This is a genomic window from Pseudoalteromonas sp. Ps84H-4 (assembly GCF_024124645.1).
GTDB classification, from domain to species: Bacteria; Pseudomonadota; Gammaproteobacteria; order Enterobacterales; family Alteromonadaceae; genus Pseudoalteromonas; species Pseudoalteromonas lipolytica_C.
The window spans coordinates 128,157-141,100 of sequence record NZ_JAMXSK010000004.1 but is presented as its reverse complement, the minus strand read 5'-3'; the positions used below and the strand labels follow the sequence as shown (position 1 = coordinate 141,100).

At 41.2% G+C, this 12,944-nt stretch carries 12 protein-coding genes; 6 read left to right on the top strand and 6 right to left on the bottom strand.

The genetic code is table 11. From position 1 onward, the window contains the following. Positions 1–62: 62 nt before the first annotated feature. Positions 63–1,469 (bottom strand): glutamate--ammonia ligase, encoded by a 1,407-nt coding sequence (glnA, locus tag NH454_RS06260; RefSeq protein ID WP_135923230.1) that lies wholly within the window; start codon positions 1,467–1,469, stop codon positions 63–65. Between the two features lie 506 nt (positions 1,470–1,975). Here glnA and typA point away from each other — a divergent pair. After that, a complete protein-coding gene (gene typA / locus NH454_RS06255; protein ID WP_135923231.1) occupies positions 1,976–3,799 on the top strand; it encodes a translational GTPase TypA in 1,824 nt (607 codons plus the stop codon). Positions 3,800–3,992: 193 nt separating this feature from the next. Next, complete coding sequence (locus tag NH454_RS06250) at positions 3,993–4,412, top strand: BLUF domain-containing protein (RefSeq protein ID WP_199527628.1); 420 nt, start codon at positions 3,993–3,995, stop codon at positions 4,410–4,412. 52 nt (positions 4,413–4,464) lie between these two features. On the opposite strand, the gene NH454_RS06245 is transcribed toward NH454_RS06250, so the two are convergent. Both NH454_RS06245 and NH454_RS06240 read right to left on the bottom strand, forming a co-directional pair. After that, on the bottom strand, positions 4,465–5,556 hold the full coding sequence (locus NH454_RS06245) for an MBL fold metallo-hydrolase (RefSeq protein WP_138556665.1): 1,092 nt from the start codon (positions 5,554–5,556) through the stop codon (positions 4,465–4,467). A gap of 132 nt (positions 5,557–5,688) precedes the next feature. After that, entirely contained in the window at positions 5,689–6,345 is a 657-nt protein-coding gene (locus NH454_RS06240; RefSeq protein WP_135923234.1) for a DUF2959 domain-containing protein, read from the bottom strand. Between the two features lie 86 nt (positions 6,346–6,431). Here NH454_RS06240 and NH454_RS06235 point away from each other — a divergent pair, with 86 nt between their 5' ends. Genes NH454_RS06235 through dtd form a run of 3 tightly spaced genes read left to right on the top strand, consistent with a single transcriptional unit; the run spans position 6,432 to position 8,709 of the window. Next, positions 6,432–7,304: a virulence factor BrkB family protein gene (locus NH454_RS06235; RefSeq protein ID WP_135923235.1), complete on the top strand. Its 873-nt coding sequence runs from the start codon at positions 6,432–6,434 to the stop codon at positions 7,302–7,304. A 26-nt stretch (positions 7,305–7,330) separates the two neighbouring features. After that, positions 7,331–8,284, top strand: a complete 954-nt coding sequence (locus NH454_RS06230) for an alpha/beta fold hydrolase (RefSeq protein WP_199527630.1) — start codon at positions 7,331–7,333, stop codon at positions 8,282–8,284. After that, a complete protein-coding gene (dtd, locus tag NH454_RS06225) occupies positions 8,272–8,709 on the top strand; it encodes a D-aminoacyl-tRNA deacylase (protein WP_135923237.1) in 438 nt (145 codons plus the stop codon). The genes NH454_RS06230 and dtd overlap by 13 nt, the downstream gene beginning before the upstream one ends. Before the next feature lie 7 nt (positions 8,710–8,716). Here the strand turns inward: dtd and NH454_RS06220 are convergent, their stop codons facing one another. Beyond that, positions 8,717–9,406 (bottom strand): SAM-dependent methyltransferase, encoded by a 690-nt coding sequence (locus tag NH454_RS06220; protein ID WP_253038542.1) that lies wholly within the window; start codon positions 9,404–9,406, stop codon positions 8,717–8,719. 228 nt (positions 9,407–9,634) lie between these two features. On the opposite strand from NH454_RS06220, the gene NH454_RS06215 reads away from it, so the two are divergent. Further along, a complete protein-coding gene (locus tag NH454_RS06215) occupies positions 9,635–10,528 on the top strand; it encodes a bifunctional GNAT family N-acetyltransferase/hotdog fold thioesterase (RefSeq protein WP_135923239.1) in 894 nt (297 codons plus the stop codon). A 70-nt stretch (positions 10,529–10,598) separates the two neighbouring features. Here NH454_RS06215 and NH454_RS06210 read toward each other — a convergent pair whose 3' ends face one another. Further along, a complete protein-coding gene (locus NH454_RS06210) occupies positions 10,599–11,636 on the bottom strand; it encodes a phospholipase A (RefSeq protein WP_054563462.1) in 1,038 nt (345 codons plus the stop codon). Between the two features lie 186 nt (positions 11,637–11,822). Beyond that, positions 11,823–12,941 carry a succinylglutamate desuccinylase/aspartoacylase family protein gene (locus NH454_RS06205; protein ID WP_253038541.1) on the bottom strand — a complete coding sequence of 373 codons (1,119 nt, stop codon included), beginning with the start codon at positions 12,939–12,941 and terminating at the stop codon, positions 11,823–11,825. Between the last annotated feature and the right edge of the window lie 3 nt (positions 12,942–12,944).

The window sequence follows — 12,944 nt, the reverse complement described above, 5'->3', positions numbered from 1 at the left end:
CGCAAAGCGGGCTTGAGAACACACATTTATTATCAATCTGATAATTCTGATACGGCGTTAAATTAAACGCTGTAGTACATTTCGAACTCAACTGGGTGAGTTGTCATGTTAAGCTTTTCAACTTCTTTGCCCTTAAGTGCAATGTAAGCATCGATAAGGTCATCAGTGAATACGCCGCCAGCTTTTAAGAACTCACGGTCAGCATCTAATGAATCTAATGCTTCTTGCAGTGAAGATGCAACTTGTGGGATCTCTGCAGCTTCTTCAGCTGGAAGATCGTATAAGTCTTTATCCATTGCATCACCTGGGTGGATCTTGTTTTTGATACCGTCAAGGCCAGCCATAAGCATTGCAGAGAACGCTAAGTATGGGTTAGCTGTTGGATCAGGGAAACGTACTTCGATACGACGTGCTTTAGCAGACGGTACCACTGGGATACGGATTGAAGCAGAACGGTTACGTGCAGAGTATGCAAGCATTACTGGTGCTTCGAAGCCCGGAACTAGACGCTTGTATGAGTTAGTTGACGCGTTAGCGAATGCGTTGATTGCTTTAGCGTGCTTGATGATACCACCGATGTAGTAAAGTGCTTCTTCAGATAGACCAGCGTATTTGTCACCAGCGAAGATGTTTACGCCATCTTTACCTAGAGATTGGTGACAGTGCATACCAGAACCGTTATCACCTACGATTGGCTTAGGCATGAATGTCGCTGTTTTTCCGTATAAGTGAGCCATGTTATGGATAACATATTTCATCTCTTGGATTTCGTCAGCTTTTAATACCATTGTATTGAAGCGAGTTGCGATCTCATTTTGACCTGCAGTTGCTACTTCGTGGTGGTGAGCTTCTACTACTTGACCTAGTTCTTCAAGAACTAAACAAGTTGCTGAACGCCAGTCATGTGATGAATCAACAGGTGAACACGGGAAGTAACCGCCTTTAACACCTGGACGGTGACCCATGTTGCCACCTTCGTAATCTTTATCTGAGTTCCAAGCAGCTTCTACAGAATCGATTTTGTACATAGAACCAGACATGTCTGATTTGTATTTAACGTCATCAAAAAGGAAGAATTCTGGCTCTGGACCAAATAATACAGTATCAGCGATACCTGTAGAACGCATGTACTCTTCAGCGCGTTTTGCAACTGAACGTGGGTCACGCTCGTAACCTTGAAGTGTTGAAGGCTCAACTACGTCACAACGGATGATTAGTGTAGCTTCTTCAGAAAACGGGTCCATTTTAGCAGACTCAGGAACAGGCATAAGCACCATATCTGATTCGTTGATGCCTTTCCAACCTGCAATTGAAGAACCGTCAAACATTTTGCCGTCTTCGAAGAAATCTTCATCAATTTGGTGATGAGGAATAGAAACATGCTGTTCTTTACCTTTGGTATCAGTAAAGCGTAAATCAATGAACTTAACGTCATTTTCTTTGATAAAATCTAAAACCGATTGTGACATGTGTCCTCCAATTGTTGGGTTTTATTTTTGCTGCATTATTGCTTTGCTCTATGTAAGCTGGTTTCATGCCATTTTTTTAAGGTGTTGTTAAGGCTGATAAAAAAGAAACCGCTTGTTGTTATGTTAACTTTTTATGCACTGTTTTGGTGCGAAAAAAGATCATTTTGGTGCGTAAAAAGAATGACGACGATTTGCACAATTACTGAGCGTGCCAATTTATCGGTTCTAAATACGATTAAGTGCCAAAATATGGTTTAAAAAATGCAATTTTGCCAGTTTTATGCTTATAAAAATTATTATTTTCATAAATTTGTCATTTATAAAACAGATACTTATAAAATGCCTGAAGAAAGTTTTGAAAATTGTATTGGATAAACTTTCATCCATGCCATTATTAAGGGATAATATGCGCCCTTTTAAATCCTATGCTGGGACATCTGGTGAAAATGCCGGTGAGTGCGTAGATCTTGCAGGATCAATGAGATTCAATTTCTCTGAGAAAAAATATGAGCATCGAAAAGTTAAGAAATATAGCGATTATCGCCCACGTTGACCACGGTAAAACAACTTTGGTTGATAAACTGCTTGAGCAATCAGGCACATTAGAAACGCGCGGCGGTAATGAAGAGCGCGTAATGGACTCAAACGACATTGAGAAAGAGCGTGGTATTACCATTTTAGCTAAAAACACAGCTATCTCTTGGAACGACTACCATATCAATATCGTAGACACCCCAGGACACGCCGACTTCGGTGGTGAAGTAGAGCGCGTACTTTCGATGGCTGACTCAGTATTACTACTTGTTGATGCTCAAGAAGGTCCAATGCCACAAACGCGTTTCGTAACGCAAAAAGCATTCGCACAAGGTTTAACACCGATCGTTGTTATCAACAAAATCGACAAGCCAGGTGCACGTCCTGACTGGGTTATGGACCAAGTATTCGACTTATTCGATAACTTAGGTGCAACTGACGAACAGTTAGACTTTAAAGTAATCTATGCATCAGCTATCAATGGCTGGGCTACATTAGATTTAGACGAGCCATCAGATAACATGGAACCAATGTTCCAGATGATCGTTGATGAAGTATCTCCACCGGATGCAGATCCTGAAGGTGCTTTCCAAATGCAAATTTCTCAGCTTGACTACAACTCATACATCGGTGTTATCGGTGTTGGTCGTATCAAGCGTGGTACTGTTCGTCCTAACCAACAGGTTACTGTTGTAAGCGCAGACGGTACTAAGCGTAACGGTAAAGTTGGCCAAGTAATGAGCTACTTAGGTCTTGAGCGTCATGAAGCAGAATCTGCAGGCGCTGGTGACATCATTGCTATCACGGGTCTTGGTGAGCTGAAAATCTCAGACACTATCTGTGATGTAAATACCGTTGAAGCATTACCACCGCTTAGCGTTGATGAGCCTACAGTAACAATGACGTTCTCTGTAAACACTTCACCATTCGCTGGTAAAGAAGGTAAATTCGTAACGTCACGTAACATCCTAGAGCGTTTACAAGCAGAGCTTGTACATAACGTAGCACTACGTGTTGAAGAAACTGACAACCCAGATAGCTTCCGTGTTTCTGGTCGTGGTGAGTTACACTTAGGTATCTTAATCGAGAACATGCGTCGTGAAGGCTACGAGCTTGCGGTTTCTCGTCCACAAGTAATCCTTCGTGAAGTTGATGGTCAAAAAGAAGAGCCATACGAAACACTTACAATTGACTGTCAAGAAGAGCACCAAGGTTCTATCATGGAACAAATTGGTCTTCGTAAGGGTGAACTAACAGACATGTCTCCAGATGGTAAAGGCCGTGTACGTATGGACTTTATGATCCCAAGCCGTGGCTTAATTGGTTTCCAAACTGAATTCATGACATTAACGTCTGGTTCTGGTCTTCTTTACCACACATTCGATCACTACGGCCCACATAAAGGCGGTACTATCGGCGCGCGTAAGAATGGTGTAATGATTGCTAACGCAACAGGTAAAGCACTTACTAACGCATTATTCAACCTACAAGACCGTGGTAAGTTATTCATCGGTCACGGTGTTGAAGTTTACGAAGGTATGGTTATCGGTATCCACAGCCGCGATAACGACCTAACAGTAAACGCACTTAAAGGTAAGCAACTTACTAACGTTCGTGCATCTGGTACAGATGAAGCACAAACGTTAACACCACCACTTAACTATACGCTTGAACAAGCGATTGAATTCATCGATGATGATGAGTTAGTGGAAGTGACACCTCAGAGCATCCGTATTCGTAAACGTCACTTAACTGAAAGTGAGCGTAAACGTGCGAGCCGTCAAGCTAAAGACTAATAAGGTCTTGTAGTTTCACAAAATTAGAACCGCCGTATTGAAAGATACGGCGGTTTTTTTTAGTGGTCAGCCAAGTAGGTTGAGCGCAGCGATACCCAACTTTATTCATGTAAAATTTTAAACTTAACTGCACTTTTTTGCTAAACCCCCCATCTGTACTATCTTTTCTAAATCGACTTTGCAGGAGAGTGAGATGTACTTAGTTAGACTTATTTATACAAGTGAAATTAGCGATGGGTTTGGGCCTGGGGATATTGAAAATATTCTTGAGAAAGCCAAACAAAACAATAGCAAAATGAATGTTACAGGTTTGCTTTGTTTTAATACTACTCACTTTTTACAGTGCTTGGAAGGCTCTAGAAGTGCGGTAAATGCAACTTATCACCGTATTTTGAATGATACGCGGCATAAAAATATTATTATGCTTAATTATTGTGAGATTTTTGAAAGAGAGTTTGAGAACTGGTCTATGGGCTACATTCCTTACTCTAGACTCGTTACTCCGATTACCCTCAAATATTCTGGTACGAGTGAGTTTAACCCGCTCGCTATGTCTGCAGGTAGTGCACACAAACTAATGTTGGCGCTCAGGGATTTACTGCTTAAAAGTTAGCTTAATACCAATTCGCTCAATTAAGCGAATTGGTATACTAGAACAAGCAGCATTATAGTGAAACTTGCTCACCTTCATTAAGAATGTACAAAGGTAGCTTGCTAGCCATTCTTGCTTTCATTGTTAGTAATCTTAGTAGTGCTGAATGGCTTGAATGGTCGCCCATTTGCCAGCTTGAGTTACCATAACCCCAAGGGATCATCACTTTACAGCCTAGCTCCTCAGCTGCGTTAATAGCATCTTCAGGTGTAGTATGAACATAGCGATACCACTTACCATCTTCTTCATGGTAATAAGAAGCTATCGGCATAAGGCATACATCAATCTCGCCGTATTTCTGCTTAATATCCTGAAAATGTTGTGAGTAACCGGTATCGCCAGCAAAAAATAAGGTTTTACCATTTTGTTCTAGTAACCAGCCATTCCAGAGATCTTTGTTGTGATCTTCATAAATGAATGGGACTAGAGTTCGGCTACTAAAATGGTGTGCTGGCACCGCATTAACAGTTAAGTCATTAATTTGTGTACTTGCGTACCACGCCATTTCTGAAATATTAAAGCCGCCAGTCGGAAAGTTATCTGCAAATCCTAATGGCACTAAATAACGCGGCGAATTGCCAATTTCTTCTATGTCGGCTTTGTTAAAATGATCATAGTGAATATGTGAATATATCACAGCATCTAAGCCATCAAGTTCTGCTTGTGTTGGCCAAAAACCTGGTTTGCGATAGATACCTCCAGCTAGCTTAAAGGCCAAGTCTACAGGCGAATCAAATTGCTCTTTGACTGGGTCAAATAATAGCTGCTCACCATTGGGTGATTGAATATAAAAGCCTGCATGACCTAACCAGCGAACTGTAAACCCTGAGTTTATTTCAGGTACGCTTTGTTCTGCTTGATATTGGCATTGTGAGTTGCTGTCGTCACATATAAGTAGCTCTGATGGTTCATAGCAATTGTCAGTGCAGGTTGTTGGGTATTCTTTATCACCAGGATATAGGTTATGAAAGCGACCTTCGTAGTCACCTTCAGTTTTTAACGGAGTAATAGTGCCTTCACCGGCAATAACATTGACAGTATTAGGGCTGCTACAAGCAGTTAAGAGTGCAGCTGCAATGAGTGCTGAGAGTGTTTTTAAGTGCATACTATGTTTACTTTTTATTCTTTGCCGTGAGTTTAGCAAAATAAAATTTAAGATAAATCATTAAAAAGTAACAAGAGATTACACAAAAAAGCCTACGTTTAAGTAGGCTTTGTAAAAACTCGTTTGCGCTAATTAACCAGCTTTATTCATTTGCTCAATGAACTTATTAGAGTCTTCAATTGATTTGTTCATGTCGTCCATTAACACTTTTATATCGCGTTTAAGATTCGTAAATTCACCCTTGATAGCTGTAACAGCCTGCGCGTTGAGGTTGTGCTTTAAATACAGGACGTTGTCATGCAGTGATGATAATACCGGCTCCATTTTGCTTTCTGCGCTGCGCATTGAGCGAAGTAGTTGATCAAATTGGCGCTTAGTTGCATTGAGCTTTTTGCTGCTTTCACGTTTTAGTGAGGCGCTTTTGTATTGCTCTAGCTCATCAGCCCATTCTTCAAATAGTGCCTCAGCGACATCTTCAACTTTATTGATATTATTTGTTACGTCATTTGCAGCCGCTAGGCTTGATTCATAATCATCATTTAGTTGCTTATATGCATCCTCAAGTTCACCGCCATTGAAATTGATTAATGTGGTTAATCTATCTAGGGCTGATTGAAATTCTTCTTGGGATTCTTGTTGTGATTCTTTTGTTTCTTCTACGCGGTCGACTAAAATGTCGCGTTTGTGCACTCCTACAGATTCCATAGCAGAGTAATAAGCTGACTGACAGCCTGATAATGCCATGGTTACTGCAAATAGTGGTGCACTTAAAAGTGTCAGTTTTTTCATTGAGAATCCTTTTTAGGTACCTGTCATTTCAAATTATGTGGTGGATTGCTATGATTATCAAAACATTTTAGCAGAAATTAGATTCTATGGATGAGAAGCTCACTCGTTATAAGCTACAAATAAGCATTTTCTTAAAGCAACAACCTACTTGGTGGATGCAGTATCTCAATCGTTGTATTGACGATCAAATTACTGTTAATGCAGGTTATTTGGCTTATGTAACCTTGTTATCAATCGTGCCATTAGTGGCGGTTGGTGTCGCTATTTTTTCTGCTTTTCCTGGATTTGAAAGCACCTTGGTAACCATAGAAAATTTCTTATTTACTAATCTTGTGCCGACTTCTTCTGATGTTATTAAAGAGCATATCAGCGCCTTTGCCGGTAATGCTAATAAAATGACTGCGGTCGGTGTGGGATTTTTAGCAGCAGTGTCCTTGTTACTCATTCGCAATGTCGATGCCACATTGAACCGAATTTGGCGTATTAAGAAAAAACGCCCCATGATGATTTCGTTTGCCGTTTATTGGATGGTGCTTAGCTTAGGTCCAGTATTACTCGGCGCGAGTATTGGTGTTACCTCATACATTGTGTCTTTAGTATCATTCGCTGATCAAGGTATTCCTGGATTCAGCGGCTTTTTATTGAAACTATTACCTTACATAATTTCCATGATTGGCTTCATTATGCTCTATACTTTAGTGCCTAACACACGAGTTCCATTTAGAGCGGCAATTCCAGGAGCATTGTTTGCAGCTATGTTGTTTGAGCTGACAAAAAAAGGCTTTGCTCTGTATATCAGTCACTTCCCATCTTATGAAGTTATTTATGGGGCGTTGGCGACGATACCTATACTATTTGTTTGGGTCTATCTGTCTTGGATTGTCGTATTACTCGGTGCAGAGTTTACGGTATGTATCAGTCCTGAAGATATTGAGGATACACCTGATATAGACGTTTAATAGCGACTGCACCTAAGGAGAGCGAGGTGCAGTTACATCCACATTATGTTGCCAACCGTGATTACCATTTGAGTGTTGGCGATGGCCATCAAATCCATGTGCAAGAATATGGTGCGTCTACAGGGATTGCTGTGGTGTTATGTCATGGCGGGCCCGGAGCGGGGCTGTGCCCTGAAAATTGCCGCTTTTTTGATTTAGAACGTTATCGAGTGATCATGTTCAGCCAGCGCGGTTGTGGTCATTCAACCCCCCATGATATCAACACAAACACCACATTAGATTTAGTCGCTGATCTCGAGTTTTTACGCCAGCAACTCGGCATTGAAAAATGGCTGGTGTGCGGCGAATCGTGGGGAGCAACTCTTGCACTTGTGTATGCAATAAAACATCGGGAGCACATCGCAGGACTTATTTTACGGGCTAGTTTTTTAGCTTGTAACAGTGACTTTGAATGGCTTTACACAACTAAAGGCGCGGGCGCGCATTTTTACCCAGAATGCTTTAAAGAGTTTGCTCATGATTTTACCGATTGGCATGCCTTACTCGACTTTTATCAGCAACAACTAAATAGTAGCGATCAAATTAAAGCCAGCAAATTCGCTAAACTATGGTGCCATTGGGAGCAGGTGTTATGTCATGGTGAGCCATTAACTAATTGGAGTTTGCAAGAGCCCCATGTAGGCTTAAATCAAGCAAGGTTAATGGTGCATTATTTTCGTAATCTTTGTTTTATTGAAGAGGGTTACATCGCAGAAAATGCGCATGTTTTGACTCATTTACCCATTTGGTTTGTTCATGGCCGGGCCGATTTGATCTGTCGATATAGTGCTGTACAGCAGCTTGCTGAACAATTAAATGCACAATTATTGATATTAGATGGTATTGGGCACAGTAGCGATAATCAGGTATATTTGGCAGCAATGCGACGTGCTGCAGATTTAATGTATATCAAGTTATCGAGGGATCAATGCAAGGTTTAATTCAAAGAGTAAAACAGGCAAAAGTAGAAGTGGCGGGCGAAGTCGTCGGTGAAATTTCACAAGGTATTTTGCTGCTATTAGGCGTTGAAAAACAGGATACCGAACAAAGCGCTCAGAAGCTTTTACATAAAGTAAGTAATTACCGAATTTTTACCGATGAACAAGGAAAGATGAATTTAAGCTTGAATGATATCAAGGGTGAACTGTTGGTGGTTTCGCAGTTTACACTAGCCGCAGACACTAAAAAGGGCATGCGTCCGAGCTTTTCAAGTGCTGGTACGCCTGATCAAGCTAATACGCTCTATGAGTATTTTATCGCTGAAGCTAAAAAAGCCGGGTTAACAGTAGCCACAGGGCAATTTGGTGCTGATATGCAAGTAAGCCTATGTAACGATGGTCCCGTTACTTTTAATTTATCTGTGTAACAGACAACTACTTTTTGATCATCACGATATGATTCACATAATTAGGGATCTTTTCGATACTTGGTCGCTTGCCGAATTCGGTGATAAGTAAATGCTCAAGTTGCTTTAACTGCGATGGGTGACTGGATAAAAAGTTAATAAATAATACGCCATCTTTAGCCATCGCTGAGCGAAGCTTGGCATAAAAAGTATGTTTGTATAAAAACAGTGGGCCATCTACTTCACTGAATAAATCCAATATAATCCAATTGTATTCGTGTCCTTGCTCAAGTATTTGTTGAGCATCGAAACAGCGTAAATTACTTGTGTGATCTCCACCAAAGTAGCGCTTATAACAGTGAATAATATCGGGGTTTTTTTCCACTGAAATAAGCTGGCTATCAGGGTAGGTATGCTGAAGATAGTTACGAATTGCCCCGCCACCTAAGCCTAACTCTAAAATTTTTTTAGGTTCATCAAGTTTCTGCCAGAGCTTCGCAAGATATTGTAAATGAGGGAAAAGAAGCCTGTTAGGCTGACGTTTTTCGATAACGGATTGAAGAGTTTCGTTAATCAATAACCAACGTAGTTGATTGAGTTGCCTAACTTGAATGCTGTAATTGCCTTGCTTGTGCCAGTAAATCAGCTGCCCTAACTGGTGACATTCTTCAATAAAACTATGCTTTATTGCGCCACTGGGTTCAAAAAAATGTTCCATATCTCGGGCCTTTAGCTTTTATGTTTAAAAAGTATGACAATTGTTTCAGCATAGACTAGTCACCATAAAGTGCAATTGTGCATTAGTTTTTACAGCTCAGGATAATAATTTAAGCTGGGTCACCAAAGTATTATTCCAACTTGCAAGAAGATCGCGTATCGTAATTTGCATTCGTCTAGCCACGTTAGAAAAATAACAGACAGTGGCTGTATTTTCACAGGAGTATTTATGTTTAAAGTGACCACACCGCAAAGTAGCGAAGATTGGCAAGCGTATTATTCATTACGTTGGCAGGTTTTAAGAGCACCTTGGGGTGAGCCGCGCGGTTCTGAGCAAGATGACTTAGAGCAAGATGCCGAGCATCGCTTTATTAAAAACAATGATGGCGAAGTATTAGGTGTAGCACGTTTGCATTTTAATAATCATCAACAAGCACAAGTACGCTATATGGCGGTTGCTGAAGGGAATCGTAATCAGCACATTGGTAGTCGTTTACTGCATGAGCTAGAAAAAATAGCGTGGACTCAAGATGCCGATGAGCTCGTACTTTTTGCCCGTGAACGTGCCTTAGAGTTTTATAAACGTCACGGCTACGAGCTAAAAGAAAAAGCGCACCTTGCCTATGACGATGTACAGCATTGGAAAATGGTAAAACAAAAACCATCTGAGCCGGGTTGGTTCCGTCATCCAAACTGGACACAAGTACTGCAAAATACGTGGCGTGAGTCGATTCCAATCAGTGATGCGATGGGAATTAAAGTTGAAAGCTATACCGATTGGCAATTTACTACTCGTGCTGATTTAGATGCGAACTTAAACCTTCATAACACCATGTTTGCTGGTTCGATTTATAGCTTAGCTACCTTAACTGGCTGGGGTGCTACCTACCTTGCACTGAAAGAAGCAGGACTTGAAGGGAATATCGTATTAGCTGATGCCAACATTAAATACCTTAAACCACTGAATAACGACCCTCGTGGTAGTGTTGAGCTGGCTGGTTGTAAAGGCAAGTTAGCGGATTTAGAAGACAGTGGCAAAGCAAGCTACCATGTACCAGTGAATGTATATGATGGTGATGTGTTAGTTGCTGAATTTGAAGGTCACTTCATCGTTAAAAAATAACGCATATTCAGAGCGAGCTAACTAAAGCTCGCTCTTTATTGCAGTTAAAGTAAGTCAGTTAATACTGCAGTTAAAGCAAGTCAGTTAACAGAATACCCACACCAAAACGTTCAATATCGGCGTTGTAATCAATTAAGCTCTCGCCATAACCATTAAAGTATTGTGCGTAACCACGTAATCGGCCCCATAGAGGGAAAGACCAATCTAATTGGATTGCACCACGGTTATCTGAATTTAGGTTATTACGGGTCATAAAGCTAAATTCATGCTCGTTATAACGGTATGCACCTGAGAATTCAAAGTAACCCATGTATTTGTAAATATCAGGGTTGTCATCGCCACGCGCTTCTAATTCATCGTCTTTTTTATCTTCAGGAATTCGGTACCAAGGCTTAAAGCTAAATACAAAGCCGTCTTTTTCCCACAAGAAATCGGCATAGATACGGTTCCATGAACGTGAGTTAGGTTGGCTGCGGCCATTCGATTGATGTGATGCACCAATTGCAATTGCCATTTCATCGCCCCAAAGCACATGCTCAGGATCAAGGTAGTTCACCCAGAAGATCTCTGGTTCGTAATTTGTTTCACGAAACGGTGATGAAATATCTTTGTTGTAAAACTGCCAAAACGATTGCATGGTAAACGCAAAGAATACGCCCTGATCTTTATCTGAAAAGCCTTCGAAGATAGGCACTTTAATTGAAAGTTGATATTTCACTTCAAGATTATCAAGTGGCTCGCCATCAGTTTGCTCTGCAAGATCTTTTAAACCATCAAAAGGACGTTCATTCGGGTTAGATACGTATGAAAGCGGTAATATGTAGTTACGCTTATGTGGGGTGATCACATTACGGTTTTTCTTGCTCACTTCTTCACGGGCTTTACGCTTATCTAAAGCGGTGAGCTTTTTACTCTCGTCCAAGTCTGAGCATTTTTTACGAAGTTCTTCGAGTGTTTGTTTACCGTCACCGCCAATCGCTTCGTTCAAAATACACTGCTTTACGAGTTCTAACGCGTCATCTTGTTCGTTAGTTTGTGGTTGTTCAGTTTGAGCAAATACAGGTACAGAAAATAAGCCAGCTGCTGCCAGCCAAATGCGCCATCCCATTGCAGTTCCCTTTCAGTAGACTTGTAAGTAGGTATAATTATAACGATTTTTACATAAGTAACCGTGAACTTGTACTGAATTGTTGAAATTTTAGGTAAATAGAGAGCCCCAAGCTAAGCTTGGAGCCCTGCTGTAACGGCCTAAGGGCATAAGCCGTTGACTCTCACGCAATGAGAAGGGATGAGCTTATAGCTCAAATACGTTGGTAAAAAACTTATAAAGTTCGGTACCTTGATTCACGCTTGCTGAAGCAAAATGCAAAATAGCAATGGCGTCTTTATCAAAACTTAATGTTTGTAGCGGCTGCTCAGAAAGGTAGCGCTCCATTCTTAAAATGCGGGCGATAGGCTCACCAGCTTTAATATGGCCACCCAGTGGGGCAAGATACTCGACCATGCCACCCATAGGTGCGTAGTAAGCTACATAATCTTCAAGCATGCAGGCATAACGTGTCATCGCTTTTGGATGATACGCAGCATCAACTAATACCTCTTTTTGATTGAGGTAACTTAAAATGCTATTGGCGTCTTCAAGGGCTGCACTTAAATCGATTTTTTCTTGGCTACCAAGTTCAACGGTAAATGCTTCGACTTGAACTGCAAATTCACGGCCTTGTTTGGCAAGCTCTTCAGATAACGACCACCACGGGCAGAAACTCGCTTCATCCATTGCGCCATCAAAATCACTTGGGATCAATAACACATGTTCGATGTTGAAATAGCTCGCGCTGGCTTTGGCGTATTGGGGGCAGTATAAGTGCTTACTTGAGATAGGCCCTGTGTGAAGGTCTAAAACAATATCAGCCTGATGGGCAAGCTTTTGCAAGTTAAGTGCAATGCGCTTACCCGTTGTTAAGCTGTAATTTGGGCCCGTTAATTGGCTGTCGATGTCAGCAACGAGTGCTTCTTTGAAGGCGGCTTTAAGGGTCGCATCATCACTGTCTTTATGCTGTTCAGCAATTTGTGATGGTAATGCTTTATTAAAGCGGTACATGCGGTTCCAGTTGGTGCCAGTGATTGGATCGAAGCGACCTAGAGTAAACTCACCTGACTTTTGATTACAACCAATTGGGTTGGCATAAGGCACTAGGGTAATATCGCCACGCAGCTTGAGTGATTTTAGCTGCTCAAGCAATTGATAAATTACAGCGTTACCTTGTACTTCTGCACCGTGCATATTAGCTTGTATATACACGTTTGGCCCTGTGCCATCGCCTTTTAAACGATACACAGGAATTGTCAGTGGTAGGCCGTTGGCAATCTCGCCAACCACAATATTCTCTTGGCTGATTAATTCTTTACTCATGGT